At 60.7% G+C, this 16,570-nt stretch carries 11 protein-coding genes; 5 read left to right on the forward strand and 6 right to left on the reverse strand.

Going from position 1 to position 16,570, the window contains the following annotated elements:
- Positions 1 to 213: 213 nt before the first annotated feature.
- The 3 genes from BN1124_RS00290 to pabB all read right to left on the reverse strand — a co-directional run bounded on the left by BN1124_RS00290 (position 214) and on the right by pabB (position 3,729).
- Positions 214 to 1,512 carry a serine/threonine transporter gene (locus tag BN1124_RS00290; RefSeq protein ID WP_042638037.1) on the reverse strand — a complete coding sequence of 433 codons (1,299 nt, stop codon included), beginning with the start codon at positions 1,510 to 1,512 and terminating at the stop codon, positions 214 to 216.
- 214 nt (positions 1,513 to 1,726) lie between these two features.
- Complete coding sequence (locus tag BN1124_RS00295) at positions 1,727 to 2,293, reverse strand: CoA pyrophosphatase (protein ID WP_042638915.1); 567 nt, start codon at positions 2,291 to 2,293, stop codon at positions 1,727 to 1,729.
- A 50-nt stretch (positions 2,294 to 2,343) separates the two neighbouring features.
- Positions 2,344 to 3,729 (reverse strand): aminodeoxychorismate synthase component I, encoded by a 1,386-nt coding sequence (pabB, locus tag BN1124_RS00300; protein WP_082041380.1) that lies wholly within the window; start codon positions 3,727 to 3,729, stop codon positions 2,344 to 2,346.
- A gap of 208 nt (positions 3,730 to 3,937) precedes the next feature.
- Here pabB and BN1124_RS00305 point away from each other — a divergent pair, with 208 nt between their 5' ends.
- A complete protein-coding gene (locus BN1124_RS00305) occupies positions 3,938 to 5,461 on the forward strand; it encodes a fumarate hydratase (protein ID WP_042638039.1) in 1,524 nt (507 codons plus the stop codon).
- A 225-nt stretch (positions 5,462 to 5,686) separates the two neighbouring features.
- On the opposite strand, the gene BN1124_RS00310 is transcribed toward BN1124_RS00305, so the two are convergent.
- Positions 5,687 to 6,178, reverse strand: coding sequence for a cell division inhibitor (locus tag BN1124_RS00310; protein WP_042638041.1), 492 nt, complete (start codon positions 6,176 to 6,178; stop codon positions 5,687 to 5,689).
- 233 nt (positions 6,179 to 6,411) lie between these two features.
- Here BN1124_RS00310 and BN1124_RS00315 point away from each other — a divergent pair, with 233 nt between their 5' ends.
- The gene (locus BN1124_RS00315; protein ID WP_005323525.1) at positions 6,412 to 6,609 is read left to right on the forward strand and encodes a DUF4250 domain-containing protein; all 198 of its coding nucleotides are present in this window, start codon (positions 6,412 to 6,414) and stop codon (positions 6,607 to 6,609) included.
- Positions 6,610 to 7,005: 396 nt separating this feature from the next.
- Positions 7,006 to 9,480 carry a glycogen/starch/alpha-glucan phosphorylase gene (locus tag BN1124_RS00320; RefSeq protein WP_042638046.1) on the forward strand — a complete coding sequence of 825 codons (2,475 nt, stop codon included), beginning with the start codon at positions 7,006 to 7,008 and terminating at the stop codon, positions 9,478 to 9,480.
- A 195-nt stretch (positions 9,481 to 9,675) separates the two neighbouring features.
- On the opposite strand, the gene BN1124_RS00325 is transcribed toward BN1124_RS00320, so the two are convergent.
- On the reverse strand, positions 9,676 to 11,061 hold the full coding sequence (locus BN1124_RS00325; protein ID WP_042638048.1) for an SLC13 family permease: 1,386 nt from the start codon (positions 11,059 to 11,061) through the stop codon (positions 9,676 to 9,678).
- A 154-nt stretch (positions 11,062 to 11,215) separates the two neighbouring features.
- Positions 11,216 to 11,656: a thioredoxin TrxC gene (trxC, locus tag BN1124_RS00330; protein ID WP_042638050.1), complete on the reverse strand. Its 441-nt coding sequence runs from the start codon at positions 11,654 to 11,656 to the stop codon at positions 11,216 to 11,218.
- 140 nt (positions 11,657 to 11,796) lie between these two features.
- Between trxC and BN1124_RS00335 the strand changes: the two genes are divergently transcribed.
- On the forward strand, positions 11,797 to 14,598 hold the full coding sequence (locus BN1124_RS00335; protein WP_042638052.1) for a hybrid sensor histidine kinase/response regulator: 2,802 nt from the start codon (positions 11,797 to 11,799) through the stop codon (positions 14,596 to 14,598).
- Between the two features lie 141 nt (positions 14,599 to 14,739).
- Positions 14,740 to 16,476, forward strand: coding sequence for an ABC transporter transmembrane domain-containing protein (locus BN1124_RS00340; RefSeq protein ID WP_042638054.1), 1,737 nt, complete (start codon positions 14,740 to 14,742; stop codon positions 16,474 to 16,476).
- Positions 16,477 to 16,570 lie beyond the last annotated feature (94 nt).

Consider the following 16,570-nt stretch of genomic DNA (forward strand, 5'->3'; position numbering starts at 1 on the left):
TGGCATTGCTTGTTATCCAGCTAGCTATCGACGGCGGGTTTAGCCGACCAGCTGATAGAGGATGGCGGAGATGGCAATCAACCCCATGGTCGCCACGAAGACGTTGCTGATCTGGCCCTGATACTTCGCCAACCAAGAATGAGCGCCATAAAAAATGCCAGCCGGTTTCCCGACTGGCATTGTTTGATATCCGGCTAGCTATCGACGGCGGGTTTAGCCGACCAGCTGATAGAGGATGGCGGAGATGGCGATCAACCCCATGGTCGCCACGAAGACGTTGCTGATCTGGCCCTGATACTTGGCCATGGCGGGGACGCGCTTGATGGCGTACATCGGCATCAGGAACAGGATGGTGGCGATGATGGGGCCGCCCAGGGATTCGATCATGCCGAGGATCGAGGGGTTGATGATGGCCACGGCCCACAGGGTCAGGATGAAGAAGGCGATGATGAACAGCTCGACCTTCTTGCTGTTTGGCTGCTTGCCGCTGCTGCGCATCTGCTGGGTGATCATGCCCTTCAGACCTTCACGGGCACCCAGATAGTGGCCGAAGAAGGAGGAGACGATGGCGACGAAGGCAACCAGCGGACCGAAGTAGGAGATGATCGGGCTCGCATGCTGGTTGGCCAGGTAGGAGAGCACGGCGATGTTCTGGGACTTGGCTTCTGCCAGCTGGGCCGGGGTCAGGCTCATCACGCAGGAGAACACGAAGAACATCACGAAACCGAGCAGGATGAGCGCGGTACGCTTGAGGATGGCATCGGACTTGGCGACCGCATTGTCACCGTGATCGCGGCGCTGGGCCAGGGCGAAGCTGGAGATGGCCGGGCTGTGGTTGAAGGAGAACACCAGCACCGGAATGGTCAGCCACAGGGTGACGGTGAAGTCTTTGGCGGACGGCACCTGGGCCAGGGCGGCACCGGTCCAGTCCGGGATCAGGTAGAGGGAGATGCCCGCCAGGATGGCGATGAGCGGGTATACCAGCAGCTCGGTCACCTTCAGCATCAGCTTTTCACCGGCCAGCATGACCGACATCATGCCCATGATCAGCACGATGGAGAGGATCCAGCGCGGGGGCGCCGTCATCTGCAGCTGGTTGACCAGGAAGCTTTCCACCGTGTTGGTGATGCCGACCCCGTAGATCAGCACGATGGGGTAGATGGCGAAGAAGTAGAGCAGGGTGATTAATTTACCGGCACCGATACCGAAGTGCTCTTCCACCACCTGGGTGATGTCGGCATTGGGGTTCTTGGAGGACAGCACGAAGCGGGCCAGCCCACGGTGAGCCAGGTAGGTCATGGGACCGACCAGCAGCGCCATTACCACCAGCGGCCAGAAGCCGCCCATGCCGGCGTTGATGGGCAGGAACAGGATCCCGGCGCCGACGGCGGTGCCGAACAGGCTGATCACCCAGGTAGTGTCTTGTTTGCCCCAACCGCGCGATTGGACTGAGCCGATTCCCTGCTCTTTTGAGGCTGCAACTTCCTGTGCGCCAGTGACCGTATTGGACATGTATCTCACCCCGAATAGTGGTTTTAATTAGTCGGCGAAAGAATACTTTTTTTTTAATCAAAAATGTTGATCGGATTCACCTTTGTGATGGCAAAACGCGTACTTTCTTATGGAAATGTGATCAAAAGAATAAAAAATCAAAATTTCTTTATCATATGCAATGTTAGTTGAGTGTTAATTGAATGATTTCCCAACTTGGTGTGTTAGCAGAATGTTATTTTGACAGGTGCTGGGCAAGTTGGCGGATCATGCTGGCGGTGGCCCCCCAGATGAAAGATTGTTGCCAGGGGATCCAGTAGATGGTGTGGCGCTTGCCGGCTCTGGGAATGGTCAGGGCGATGTGGTTGGCCGGATTGAGCACATGACTGAGCGGTACCTCGAAGGCCTGCTCGACCTCGTCCGGGCTCAGGGTGAGCTGATAATCGGCATCCACCATGGCCAGCACCGGCAGCACATCGTAGAGGGAGATGGTGTTGAGCGGGGTGAGACTGCCGATGACGTGGATCTGGGAGGCGGGGATCCCGAGCTCCTCCCGGGTTTCCCGCAGCGCCGTGTGGATCAGGCTCTCATCCTCGGGATCCTGGCGCCCGCCCGGGAAGCTTATCTGCCCCGGATGGTGGCGCAACTGGGCGCTGCGGCGGGTCAGCAACAGCTGCAGCCCGTCGGGTCGCTCCACCAGGGGCAGCAGGACGGCCGCCGGTTTGAGCCCGGCCAGCATCAGTCGATGGGCCGGGGCCGGGCGTTGCAGCAGGAAACGGGTCAGCAGATCGGCGCTGTCTATCTCGATATCCATCTCGAGGCGTGGTTCCTTATGGTCTGTGGGCATCGGCATCATGAGCCCAGTGCATCCAGCAGCGGCAGGATGCGGGCCACCTTGTCATAGGTCTCCTGATATTCGCCGTCCACCTCCGAGTCGGCGATGATGCCGCCCCCCGCCCAGCAGTGCAGCCAGCCGGCTTCCGCTATCAGGGTGCGGATGCAGATGCTGGTATCCATGCGGCCATGCTGGCTCAGGTAGCCGATGCTGCCGCAGTAGGCGCTGCGCCGCACCGGCTCCAGCTCCTCGATGATCTCCATCGCCCGGATTTTGGGGGCGCCTGTGATGGAGCCGCCCGGGAAGCAGGCCCGCAGCAGATCCACCCCCTGCCAATGTGCGTCCAGCTCGCCGTGTATGGTGGAGACCAGATGATGCACGGCGGGGAAGGATTCCACCGCAAACAGGTGCGGCACGCAGACCGAGCCCGGGCGGCTCACCCGGCCGATGTCGTTGCGCAACAGATCCACGATCATCAGATTCTCCGATCTGTCCTTGTCGGCGCCGGCCAGCTCCTCGGCCCTCTCTTGGTCGATGACGGGATCGCCGTGGCGGGGGCGGGTGCCCTTGATGGGTTTGGTCTCGATGTGGCGGCCATCGAGCAGCAGGAAACGCTCAGGGGAAAGGCTCACAATGGCGCTATCTGGCAGGCGAATAAAGGCCGAGAAGGGGGCCTTGTTGGCGGCGCTGAGGGCGAGATAGGCCGCCCATTCATCCCCCTGATAGGGCGCGCTGAAGCGCTGAGTCAGGTTGATCTGATAGCAATCCCCCGCCGCCAGATAGGTCTGGATCCGCGCAAACTTGTCGCCATATTCGGCCCGGCTCATGTTGCTCTGCCAGGGGCCGGTCAGCGAGAACGGCGTCTGAGTGGCCGAAGGGGAGGTGGTCTGCGCTGCCAGCCAGCGCAGTCGGTTGGCGAGCCCGGCTTCGTCCCCCCAATGCACCAGCTGCCAGCGGTTGGTGGCGATCTCCCGCAGCAGCGCCCAGTCATAGATCCCCACCGCCATGTCCGGCAGCTGGATATCCGCCTCTGCCTGGACGGGCAGGCGTTCGAAGCGCCGCCCCAGATCGTAGCCAAACAGACCGAGCGCGCCGCCGATAAAGGGCAGCTCGCGCTGCTCCTGATCCAGCGGCCCGAGCAGGGCCTGTTGCGTGCTGGCGAGCAGGCTGAGGGGATCCTCATCATGGTGCTCGGTCGCACCTGCGCGCTGAACAAGGGTGCTGGCTCCCCGGGTTTCCAGGGTGGCGAGGGGATCGGCGCTGATGATGTCGAAGCGGTTATCCGCCCCTTGGGGGCCGGCCGACTCCAGCAGCATGGCCCAGGGTTGGTGTTGCAGCCGTGCAAACAGGGCGTGCAGCGAGGTTTGTGGATCGAAATGGTGAATATGCAGTCTTGGTTTCATTTTTTGTTACACAGGCAACAGTTTGCACCCAGCTCCCTAGCCGGTACGGGTGCCCAAGCGTATCATGGCGGCCGGCATTTTCAGAAAACACCGTTATAAAAACACGCCGTTGTCTGCCGGCTCTGTGCGCACCCGCCGCCCGCCGAAGGCTCGGCTCATATGGAAGCCCTCGCTCGGCCTGACCGAGACGAGGACCAGTGAGGATGATATGAGCATCATTAAAAAACAGGACTTTATCGATTCCATTGCCGACGCCCTACAATATATCTCTTTCTACCACCCCCTCGATTTCGTCCAGGCCGCCAAGGCCGCCTATGACCGTGAGATCAACCCGGCCGCCAAGGATGCCCTGGCCCAGATCCTGATCAACTCCCGCATGTCCGCCGAGGGTCATCGCCCCCTGTGCCAGGACACCGGCATCGTCACCTGTTTCGTCAAGATCGGCATGAAGGTGCAGTGGGACAGCGACATGACGGTCCAGGAGATGGTGGATGAGGGCACTCGCCGCGCCTACACCAACCCGGACAACCCCTTGCGCGCCTCCGTGCTCGCCGATCCGGCGGGCAGTCGCAAGAACACCAAGGACAACGCCCCGGCCGTGGTGCACATCGACATGGTGCAAGGGGACAAGGTGGAGGTGAGCATCGCCGCCAAGGGCGGTGGCTCCGAGAACAAGTCCAAGATGGTGATGCTCAACCCCTCGGACGACGTGGTCGAGTGGGTGTTGAAAACCGTGCCGACCATGGGGGCCGGCTGGTGCCCGCCCGGCATGCTGGGGATCGGCATCGGCGGTACCGCCGAGAAGGCCGCCGTGCTCGCCAAGGAAGCCCTGATGGAGCACATAGACATCCAGGAGCTGATCGCCCGGGGTCCCGAGACCACCGAAGAGAAGCTGCGCGTCGAGCTCTATGACAGGGTCAACAAGCTGGGGATCGGCGCTCAGGGTCTGGGCGGCCTCACCACAGTGCTGGATGTGAAGGTCAAATCTGCCCCGACTCACGCCGCCTCCAAGCCGGTGGTGATGATCCCCAACTGCGCCGCCACCCGTCACGTTCACTTCGAGCTGGATGGCTCCGGCCCGGCCGAGCTGGCCCCGCCTAAACTGGAAGACTGGCCGGAGATCACCCGCGAGTCCGGTGGCAACGTGCGCCGTGTCAACGTCGACGGCATCACCAAGGCCGAGCTCGCCAGCTGGAAGAGCGGCGATACAGTGCTGCTCTCCGGCAAGATCCTGACCGGTCGCGACGCGGCCCACAAGCGCATCGCCGACATGCTCAAGAATGGCGAAGGCTTGCCGGAAGGGGTCGACTTCACCAACCGCTTCATCTATTACGTGGGCCCGGTCGATGCGGTCCGTGACGAAGTGGTCGGCCCGGCGGGCCCCACCACCTCCACCCGGATGGACAAGTTCACCGACATGATGCTGGGTGAGACCGGCCTCATCGGCATGATAGGCAAGTCCGAGCGCGGCCCCAAGACGGTGCAGAGCATCAAGGAGCACAGGGCCGTCTACCTGATGGCCGTGGGCGGCGCCGCCTACCTGGTGGCCAAGGCCATCAAGAAGGCGCGGGTGGTGGCCTTTGCGGATCTCGGGATGGAAGCCATCTATGAGTTCGAGGTGGAAGACATGCCGGTGACGGTCGCGGTCGATTCCCAAGGCAACAACATCCACGAGACGGGCCCGGCTTACTGGTCGGCCAAGATTGCCGAGCTGGACGTCAAGCTCTCCTAATCCCCATTGTGGGAGCCATCCGTCTTGATGGCGGAGTGACGAAGTAGCGCCCTGTTGTCTGGTGACAAGAGCGGCGAAAAGAGGCGACCCCAGGGTCGCCTCTTTTTATGCCTCGCGTTTGTGTCTTGTGTCCGAGGTGTTAGCTATCGATGAGGGGAGGACATGACATTGCATCTTCAGAATGCGCCCTCTTCGATACGAGGCCGTGCAACGAGGATGCCGCGCTCAATGATTGAGGTAGATGTCCTGCCCGCCGTAGCAGAGGGGACCGCTCTGGACAGGGAGGGGCGCATCCTTGGGATTGAAGAAGCGGGTCAGCACGCCGGTACGTTGGCCCAGGGTATTCAGCTTGACGCGATCGAGTGCTATCTGTTCGGGCAGCCAGGTCAGCACGGCTGCGCAGTGGCCGTTGCCGAGACTCTGCTCCAGCACCCGCTGCCAGTTTTTGATCTTGGCGCCGTGCACAACCAGTATCCGGGCGGGGTTGATCCCCTGTGCCTGCCACTGCTCGGCCACGGGCAGCCCCGGCGGGGCGATAAGCAGGATCCAGCCGCGATCGCTTTGGCTCAGCCGCCCCAACTCATCAAGCAGCGGCGCTTCCTCAAAATCACCTGCCAGTCGAGGCTCATGCTCCAGCTTGCTCTGATGGCGGGTGGGCCAAGGATTGATCAGGCCGACAGAGGGAGAGGAGGGGAGGTGACTCAGGGGCTGGCTCATATTGGTGTCCTGTATGAATAACCATGCTGTATGGGTGTACAGTAGTTCTATCTCAGGCCGGTGACAAGTCATTTGTGGTTAAAAATGTGAGCGGATTAACAAGATGATGCGCTACTTGATTGAATAGAAAGGATATTTTTAGCAACTATGAGGTGGGTGTTTTTTGCACTATGGACAAAGCGAGGGCAGACGCTCATGGTTATACAGTCTGTATGGCAAGAGGAGAGACCAAGATGGATGTCAGCACCTTGCAACGGCTGGATGCCAATATTCTGCTCGGGATCATCAATGAGAAGCTGCGGCTGGAGTGCGATGGTCTGGAAGAGTTGTTGGCCTACTACGACATGACAGAGGATCAGCTGGCCACGCGTTTGCAGCAGATTGGCTATCACTACGATCCCATGAGCAACCAGTTCAAGGCTCATGGTTAATTCGCTCACGAAGTGTGCCCCAACTGGGGCACCTTCCTTTTATTGCCTGACGGATGCCCCAAGCATTGAAATCGGTTTCAGCGAACGCAGCACTCGGCGTTATTTTCACGTATTTTCAGACGTGTGCAATCGCTGAAAACCTATTCATGAGTTTATCTTGGTGGTTAATTACTAACTGCATGATTTTTATCTGAATTTTTATTTCGCTCAGGTGGGTTTAAGGAAAGGGTTTTCATGCTTTAACTGTCATCTTTATGCGTTAAAATGTGACTCACGTTAACTTTTAACCCACCGGCTTTAGCTAGTATGCCCACGCCGGAACATATTATGAGATAACAACAGCGCCGGTCCCCAAATGGGATAACAATTTTTATTTGTAACGAAGGAAAATGGTTTATGGCTACCAAGAAGAAGACAGACCAGGATCTCCAACTGGATAAAGATCAGCTCAAGGCGAGTATCGTGCGTCACCTGCGTTCTACCTTGGGGACAAGCGAACAGAAAGCCTCGCCGGAAGCGTGGTGGAAAGCGACCGCCGCCGCCGTCAACGAACAGGTGTACGAACGCCTGACTCGTACTCAGCAGACGCATTTCAAGAAAGATACCCGTGCTATTCACTATCTCTCTGCCGAGTTCCTGATGGGGCGCCTGACCTCCAATAACCTGCACAACCTCTCCCTGTACAAGACCTGCGAAGAGGCCCTGGGTGAACTCGGTCTGGAACTGACCGACCTCTGTGAACAAGAGCCCGACATGGCCCTCGGCAACGGTGGCCTGGGCCGTCTGGCCGCCTGCTTCATCGATTCCCTTGCCACCCTGAACTACCCGGCGGTCGGCTACGGCATCCACTACGAACACGGCCTGTTCCGTCAGGAAATCCAGGATGGCCGCCAGATCGAGCGCCCGGATTCCTGGCGTGAATATGGCAACCCCTGGGAGATCTGCCGCCCCGAATCCGTGCAGGAGATCCCGCTCTATGGCTATGTCGAAACCGTGTTCGGCGACAATGGCGGCCTGAAGAAGGTGTGGCACGCCGGTCGCAAGATCAAAGGGGTGCCTTGGGATATCCCCGTGGTTGGCTTTGGTGGCCACACCGTCAACATCCTGCGGTTGTGGGAATCCCGCGCCTCCGAGTTCTTCGACTGGGACGTGTTCAACGCCGGCGGTTACATCGACTCCCAGGCGGAAAAAGCCCAGGCCGAGACCATCTCCAAGGTGCTCTACCCGAACGATGACACCGATGCGGGCAAAGAGCTGCGCCTGATCCAGCAGTACTTCTTCTGTGCCTGCTCCATCAAGGACATCATGCGCCGCTACAAGCGCGCCCATGGCAGCGACTTCACCAACTTCGCCGCCCAGATCGCCATCCAGCTCAACGATACCCACCCGACCGTGGCCATCCCCGAACTGATGCGAGTGCTGGTGGATGAAGAGGACTTGACCTGGGAAGCCGCCTGGTCCATCTGCTACCGCGTCTTCTCCTACACCAACCACACCCTGCTGCCGGAAGCGCTGGAGAAGTGGTCGGTCAGCCTGTTCGAGAAGGTGCTGCCCCGTCACCTCGAGATCATCTACGAGATCAATGCCCAGTTCCTGAACCAGCTGGTCGAGCCGAAGTGGCCAGGTGACGATGCCATCAAGGCCAAGCTCTCCATCATCGAGGAAGGTGCGGTGCGCAAGGTGCGCATGGGCAACCTGTGCGTGATCGGCTCCTCCAAGGTCAACGGCGTGGCCGAGATCCACTCCAAGCTGGTGAAAGAGGATCTGTTCCCCGAGTTCGCCGCGCTCTGGCCGGAAAAGATGTGCAACGTCACCAACGGTGTGACCCCCCGTCGCTGGCTGCTGGCCTGCAACCCCGAGCTCGCCGAGCTCTACAACGAGGTAGTGGGCAAGGAGTGGCCGCTGCAACTGGACAAGCTGCGCGCCGTTACCAAGTTTGCCGACGACGAAGCGTTCCAGCAGCAGTTCATGCGCATCAAGCGCAATAACAAGGAGAAGCTGGTCAAGGTGATCAAGGCCGAGACAGGCATCGACGTCAGCGCCGAAGCTATCTTCGACATCCAGATCAAGCGCCTGCACGAGTACAAGCGTCAGCAGCTGAATCTCATCCACATCATGGCGCTCTACCGCCGTCTGCTGGCGAACCCGGACTACGACATGCACCCGCGGGTGTTCATCTTCGGCTCCAAGGCGGCGCCCGGTTACCGCCTGGCCAAAGACATCATCTACGCCATCAACAAGCTGGCGGAGCGCGTCAACAATGACGCCCGCATCCAGGGCAAGTTGAAGGTGGTGTTCATGCCGAACTACCGCGTGAGCCTGGCCGAGAAGCTGATCCCGGCTGCCGACGTGTCCGAGCAGATCTCCACCGCCGGTTATGAGGCGTCCGGTACCGGCAACATGAAAATGGCACTGAACGGCGCCATCACCATCGGCACCCTGGACGGGGCCAACATCGAGATCGCGGAAGAGGCGGGTGCCGAAAACTGCGCCATCTTCGGTCTGGACGTGGACGAGGTGAAGGCATTGAAGGGGCGTGGTTACAACCCCTATGACTTCTACTACGCGAACTCCGAGCTCAAGGCGGTGCTGGACTGGTTCGATACCGACTACTTCACACCGGGTCGCCCGGGCGAGCTCTCCTCCATCAAGCGCTCCTTGCTGGAAGGGGGAGACCCTTACCTGACTCTGGCGGACTTCGCCTCCTACTCGGACGCCCACAAGCTCATCGATACCTGGTATCGGGATCCGGCGCTCTGGGCCAAGAAGGCGATCATCAACTCGGCCACCATGGGCAAGTTCAACTCCGACCGCTCCATCCAGGACTATGTGGACAACATCTGGAACCTGAATGCCTGCAACGTCGGCTGATAGCAATCCGACCAGCAAAACCCCCGCACTGCGGGGGTTTTTTATTTCGCTCGCAGCGAGAATATCAGTGCAATCCGATATCGATACTGAAGGTAGGCAGTCAGATCATTCAGTAATGACGGGGAATGTAATGATATCGTGAGATGTCGGGCATGAAAAAGGCCCCGTGAGGGGCCTTCGTCAGGTGAGTGGCGATCAGTGCAGGATATCGCCGAAGCAATAGGCCAGCAGGGTCAGGATGACGGTGAACACCAGGTTCAGCACCAGGCCGGCACGCATCATCTCCCGCTGCTGGATGTGGCCGCTGGCAAAGACGATGGCATTGGGCGGCGTGGCCACCGGCAGCATGAAGGCGCAGGAGGCGCCGACGGCGATCAGCACCGACATGACGACGGGAGAGACCCCCAGCGCCTCGGCCACCCCGGCAAACAGCGGCACCAGCAGGGCGGCGGTGGCGGTGTTGGAGACCAGCTCGGTCAGGAACACCACGAAGGTGGCCAGACACAGCAGTATGACGAAGACCGGCATGCTGGCGAGGGTGCTGGAGAGGTGCTCCGCCAGGAAGGCGTTGGCCCCGGTCTGCTTGAGGATGGAGCTCAACGTCAGGCCACCCCCGAACAGCAGCAGCACGCCCCAGTCGGTGTTCAGGTTGATGTCATCCCAGCTGGCGACCCGGCTGACGGCGATGGCCAGGATGGCGCCCATGGCGATCAGGGTGTCGAACTGGGGAATGCCCCCGAGTGCGGCAGCGATGGGCTGGGAGCCGATCCACAGCAGCACTGTGGTGAGGAAGATGAGCAGGGTGACCTTGCGCTGGCCGGTCCACGCTATGGTCACCTTCTCGGTGCTGACCTGGTGGGAGAGATTGGGGCGCATCACCAGATAGAGCAGGCCGATGCCGACCGGCATGAAGATCAGCACCACAGGAATGCCGAATTTCAGCCAGTCGGTGAAGCCGATGCCCATCTGGGCGGCGGCGATGGCGTTGGGGGGGCTGCCCACCAGAGTACCGATGCCGCCGATGCTGGCGCTGTAGGCGACCCCCAGCAGGACGAAGACCAGGGTGCGGCGCTCCTTGTGCACGTCGAGCCCCTTGAGCATCCCAAGGGCGAGCGGCATCATCATGGCCGCGGTGGCAGTGTTGCTGATCCACATGGAGAGGGCGGCCGTGATGGTAAACAGCACGATGGCGGCCCAGCCGAGGTGGCCCTTGGCGAGTTGCATCACCTTGGCGGCGATCTGGGTATCCAGTCCCTGCTTGGAGAGGGCGGCCGCCAGTGCGAAGCCACCGAAGAAGAGGAACAGCACGGGGTTGGCGAAGTCGGTGAGCGACTTGCTCATGTCAAACACCCCGAGCAGGGTGGCGAGCACCGGGATGGCGATCGCGGTGATGGTGATATTGACCGCTTCGGTCAGCCAGAGAATGGCGATGAAGATCAGGATGCCGAGGCCCTTGTTGATCATGGGATCAAACGGGAGCCAGGCGAGCATGGCACAGAGCAGCAAGACGTCCAGGATGACGATCCCGGCCTTGATGTCCAGCCAACGCGATGGGGCAGAGGGGACGACAGATGTATGCATGTTGTTTTCTCGGTTAATTTATGGTTGCTGTTGTGTTGCCGAGATTACATTTCTCCCCCCGTATGAAACAGGGGGAAGTGGTCAAAGCATGTGGCGACTCACAGAGTCAAGTGCAAACGGATCTGATATTAAACAGGATTTAAACAATTTGTTTTCATTTGGCCTGGGCCGTGACGGAAAGCAGCCACTCCTTGAGCAGGCTCTTTGGCAGGGAGCCGCTGCGTTGGGCCAGCACCTGACCGCGCTGGAAGACCATCAGGGTCGGGATGCTGCGAATGGCGTAGCGGCTGGCAATGGCTGCTTCCTGCTCGGTGTCGAGCTTGACGAAGCGAAGGTGTGGCTCGAGTTCGCGGGCCATCTCCTGAAATAGAGGGGCGAACTGCAGGCAGGGGCCACACCAGCTGGCCCAGAAATCGACAACGACCGGAATGTCGGAGCCGATCAAGGCGTCAAAGTGCGCCATGCGTCCTACCACAGGGGTGTTTTCGAACAGGGAGGCGTGGCAGCGGCCACAGCTCGCATTTGAATCCATTTTCTCTTTGGGCAGGCGATTGCGGGTAAAGCACTGGCTACAATAGGTAGTGATAAGTGACATAATTGCTTCCTTAATTCATGGCTCGGCAACATCTTTATTGCATTGGCAGAGCAGACTAACGGTAACATAGCGGTCAGTTAATTTTCACAGTCGGCGATCTGTCACCGGATGGCTGACCATGACAAGAGAATCGAGACGGGATGAAGAGTGTTGCACGCGTCAATCGTGTTGTCCTGAGCCTTATCATCGTATCGCTGCTGGCGTTTTCGACCTATTGCTGGCAATTGCTCAGCCAGCAACAACGCGCCTCCGAGCTCAGCGGGGCCGCCGAACTGGTGTTGAACCGGATCAACACCGACACCGTCTATCTGCTGGGGCGCGAGAAGGCGAGCGACGGCAGCGTGCAGCAGCGCCTGAGCCTGCTGTCAAACAACCTCGACAAGTTCGTGAGCCTGGTGCGTGAAGATCCGGGCTCGGTGGATGATCCCCAGTCCCTGGCGCTACAGCGCGACATCGATGGTTATCTGCTGGATCTTGCCAAGCTCTACACCATGGAGATGACCATCGAGTATCTGGAGCCTCGCTTCCAGAGCCAGCTCAAGTCGCTGATGGCCAAGGTGGCGGTCGAGTCGGCGGAGTATCGCGATCTCACCGAATTGCTCAGGCTGAGCCACTACCTCAGGCGCAGCTGGGACATGAACGAGCAGCGCCAGTTGCTGGCGTTGCAACAACGGCTCACCGAGACCTATTCCCAACAGCCCCAGATCCTGGCCGTCACCCAGCTCAGCCAGGAGCTCAACCGCCAGGTGATCGACTACCATCGCCTGCGCAACCAGATCATTGAGATGAAGGGGCTGGGATCCCTGCCCCTGTGGAAGAAGAGCAAGCTGGAGCTGGCCTCGTCCTTGAAGAGCCGGTTCTACCTGATGGTGCTGGGGGGCGCTCTGCTCTGCTTCTCGCTGGTGGCCGCGACCCTGTGGCGCCGCAACCAGAAACTAAGCGAGCTGTCCCGCCATGCCGAGCTGCTGGCCCAGGCCAAGAGCGACTTTCTGGCCAACATGAGCCACGAGATCCGCACCCCCATGAACGCGATCATCGGTTTCAGCACGCTAGCGTTGCAGACCCATCTCGATCAGCAGCAGCGGGACTATCTCAACAAGATAAAGTCCTCGTCGGACACCCTGTTGCTGCTCATCAACGACATCCTGGATCTCACCAAGGTGGAGTCCGGCAAGCTGACGCTGGAGGAGATCGACTTTGATCTCAGCGAGCAGCTCGACTCCCTGGCGGCCATGTTTGCCGATCTGGCGGAGCGCAAGCAGATCGAGGTCATCATCAACAAGTCGCCTACCGTGCCCGACTTTCTGCGCGGCGATCCCCTGCGCCTCGGTCAGGTGCTGGTCAATCTGGTCAACAACGCCATCAAGTTTACCGAGCGAGGGGAGGTCGAGGTGGCCATCACCCTCGCCAGCCAGCACCCCATGCGGGTGTGTTTCAGCGTGCGCGATACCGGCATCGGCATAGCGCCAGAGAAGCAGGTGCATCTGTTCCAGCCCTTCACCCAGCTGGAGGCGGGCAACACCCGCAAATACGGCGGCTCCGGGCTTGGGCTCAATATCTCCCAGCGGCTGGTGGGGCTGATGGGGGGGGAGATCAGGGTGCAGAGCAAGCCCGGGATCGGGTCCACCTTCATGTTCGAGATCCCCATGTCCCAGGCTGTCTACGGGGTATCCGGGCGGCGGGTCTTCTTCGAGCAGCAGCCCCTCATCCTGATCATGGATGACAACGAGCTGGTGCTGGAGCTCGCCAAGGACATACTGAGCCGGGCCGGCGCCACCGTGCTCACGGTCAACAGCCTCTCCCGCGCCCGCCAGGCATTGAAAGAGGATGGGCACCATATCCGGCTGGCGATCCTCGACTGGCGCATGGGTCAGGAGGACGGCCTGGATCTGGCGCTCGAGATGTATCAACACAGCCAATGGCGACGGCTGCCCATCCTGATGACCAGCGCCTGGTCCAGGGAGGGGCTGCACGGCCGCATGGAGAGCATGGGACTGACCCATTTCCTGGCCAAGCCCATGACCGAGAATGCCCTGCTGGCCAAGGCGGACGAGCTGCTCAATGGCAGCTCCCACGACAGCAACGTGCGCCAGGCAGAGGCCCAGGGGGATCAACAGCATTTTCGCGATCTGCTGCACGGCACCCGGGTGCTGTTGGCCGAAGACAACCGCGTCAACCAGCAGCTCATCATGGAGTACCTGCGCCGGGTCGAGGCTCTGGTCACCGTAGTGGACAACGGCCGCGAGGCGGTGGAGCGGGTGGCGGAGCAGCCCTTCGACGTGATCCTGATGGACTTGCAGATGCCGGTGCTCGACGGACTGGACGCGACCCGCCAGATCCGCAAGATGGTGGACAAGCACGACGTGCCCATCATAGCGCTCACCGCCAGCGTCATGCCCGGGGACAAGGAGCGTTGCCTCGGGGTCGGCATGAACGGCTATGTCACCAAGCCGGTCAGCAAGCTGGATCTCTACAACAACCTGCTGCAGTGGGTGAGGGGAGCCAACGGCGAGCGACGGGCCACCCTCGAGGTCAAGCCGCCGGATCTGATGGGGGTGCTGGATCTGGAGGATGCGCTGCGCCGGCTGGAGCAGGACAGGGAGGCGCTGCAGATCCTGTTCAAACTGTTCTTGTCCGAACACAAGGACGATCTGTGGGACATCCGCTCCGCCCTGCGCCGCCAGCAGCCCGAGGTGGCGTGCCGTCTGTTGCATACCCTCAAGGGGGTGTCGGCCAACATCTCCGCCTCGCGTCTGCAACTGTTGGCCGGTGAGCTGGAGTGGCGGCTGCGCTTGCAACAAGAGGAGTTGACCGAGGCCGAACTGAACCAGTTGCAGCAGGTGTTCAACCAGACCCGGGAGGAGGTGTCCCACTTCCTGCTGACCGGCGATCAACAAGAGTCCGGCGCCCAGCTGTTCGAGTCGCGGGACAAGCGGTTCTGAGCCGGCGAAGATAGCAACCGTTCTCAAGTCGGCCACTTCAGGCTATGATGACCGATTCTCCTCGCCCCCACCTCGGGGGCGATTGTATTGAGCTTCTCTCAAGACCCATGGCGGCCCGGTGCCGCGAGCAAGGACAACAATGTGAGCGTATTTTTGCGGCTGGGCTGGTTCTTCAAGGATCAGTGGCGGCGTTATCTCATCGCCATCTCCCTGTTGATGATGGTGGCGCTGCTGACCGTGATCCCCCCCAAGGTAGTGGGTTGGGTGGTGGATGGGGTGGCCAAAGGAGATCTCGATAACGGTACCCTGATGCGGTATCTGGCGGGATTGCTGGGGCTTGGCATCGTCATCTATCTGCTGCGCTATGTGTGGCGGGTCATGCTGTTTGGTGCCTCCTACCGGCTCGCCTATGTGCTGCGCAACCGGCTGTTCACCCATTTCACCCGCATGAGCCCGGATTTCTATCAGCGCCATCGCACCGGGGATCTGATGGCCCACGCCACCAACGACATCCAGGCGGTGGAGATGACGGCAGGCGAGGGGGTGCTGACCCTGGTGGACTCCTTCATCGTCGGGATCCTGGTGCTCTCCATCATGTGCAGCCAGTATTCCTGGCAGCTGACTCTGCTCTCCCTGTTGCCCCTGCCGGTGATGGCCTTCTTCATGAACCGCTTCGGCACCCAGATCTACAAGGAGTTCAAGGCGGCGCAGGGGGCCTTCTCCCGTCTCAACAACAAGACCCAGGAAGCCCTCTCCGGCGTGCGGGTGCTCAAGTCCTATGCGGTGGAATCCCTGGAAGACAAGGGCTTTGCCGAGCTGACCCGTCAGGCGGGGGAGTGCAACATGGCGGTGGCCCGCATCGACGCCAAGTTCGACCCCGTCATCTACCTGTGCATCGGTTGCTCCTACTTCCTGGCGGTGGCCGGCGGCAGCGCCCTGGTGCTGCAAGACAAACTGACCCTGGGGGAGCTCACCAGCTTCACCATGTATCTGGGGCAGCTCATCTGGCCCATGTTCGCCATCGCCTGGCTGTTCAACATCATAGAGCGCGGCAGCGCCGCCTATTCGCGCATCGAGAGCCTGCTGGCCGAGCGTAGCGACATCGCCGATCCCGCCTCCCCGCAGCCGCTCAAGACGCCCTTCCCGCTGGTCCTGCAGGGGGTGGATTACCGGCTGGAGTCGCGCACCCTGCTCGCGGGTATCGAGGTTAGTCTGGCTGCCGGCGGCATGCTGGGGGTGGTGGGCCGCACCGGGGCGGGCAAGAGCTCGCTGCTCAAGCTGCTGATGCGCCTGGCCAACCCGAGTGCGGGACAGATAGCCATGGGCGGCGTGCCCATCGCCCAGCTGGCGCTGGCCGAGCTGCGCAGCCAGTTCGCCTATGTGCCCCAGGAGCCGTTTTTGTTCTCCACCACCATCGCCGCCAACATCGCCCTCGGTCGGCCTGACGCCAGCCGGGAGGAGATAGAGAAGGCGGCGCGCATCGCCTGCGTGCACGACGACATCAGCCGCTTCCCCATGGGCTATGAGACCGAGGTGGGCGAGAAGGGGGTGACCCTCTCCGGCGGCCAGAAACAGCGGCTCGCCATCGCCCGCGCCCTGCTGCTGGCGGCACCCATCCTGGTGCTGGACGATGCGCTGTCGGCGGTGGATGCCCACACCGAGCAGCAGATCCTGCAGGCGCTCAAGGCCCACAGACGCACCCTCATCCTGGTCAGCCACCGCATGACGGCGGTGGAGCAGGCCGACGAGATCCTGGTGCTGGAGCAGGGACAGATCGGCGAGCGAGGTGATCACGGCGCCCTGATGGCCCACAACGGCTGGTACGCGGACATGGTTCGTTATCAGCGACTCGAGCAAGATGTGGAGGAGAACCTGTGAGTTCGATGATGAAAAGGTGTCTCACCCTTTGTGCTCTTTATCCGCAGGGCTGGTATGCCGGTAGGGCCCGTTATCAACGACTCGAGCAAGACGT

Origin of the sequence: Aeromonas eucrenophila (assembly GCF_000819865.1) — a bacterium.
GTDB lineage: Bacteria > Pseudomonadota > Gammaproteobacteria > Enterobacterales > Aeromonadaceae > Aeromonas > Aeromonas eucrenophila.

Bases quoted from the DNA above. Each gene is read 5' to 3' on its own strand.
- BN1124_RS00290 (WP_042638037.1), bottom strand. From the start codon at position 1,512: ATGTCCAATACGGTCACTGGCGCACAGGAAGTTGCAGCCTCAAAAGAG.
- BN1124_RS00320 (WP_042638046.1), top strand. From the start codon at position 7,006: ATGGCTACCAAGAAGAAGACAGACCAGGATCTCCAACTGGATAAAGAT.
- BN1124_RS00325 (WP_042638048.1), bottom strand. From the start codon at position 11,061: ATGCATACATCTGTCGTCCCCTCTGCCCCATCGCGTTGGCTGGACATC.
- BN1124_RS00335 (WP_042638052.1), top strand. From the start codon at position 11,797: ATGAAGAGTGTTGCACGCGTCAATCGTGTTGTCCTGAGCCTTATCATC.
- BN1124_RS00305 (WP_042638039.1), top strand. From the start codon at position 3,938: ATGAGCATCATTAAAAAACAGGACTTTATCGATTCCATTGCCGACGCC.
- pabB (WP_082041380.1), bottom strand. From the start codon at position 3,729: ATGAAACCAAGACTGCATATTCACCATTTCGATCCACAAACCTCGCTG.
- trxC (WP_042638050.1), bottom strand. From the start codon at position 11,656: ATGTCACTTATCACTACCTATTGTAGCCAGTGCTTTACCCGCAATCGC.
- BN1124_RS00310 (WP_042638041.1), bottom strand. From the start codon at position 6,178: ATGAGCCAGCCCCTGAGTCACCTCCCCTCCTCTCCCTCTGTCGGCCTG.
- BN1124_RS00315 (WP_005323525.1), top strand. From the start codon at position 6,412: ATGGATGTCAGCACCTTGCAACGGCTGGATGCCAATATTCTGCTCGGG.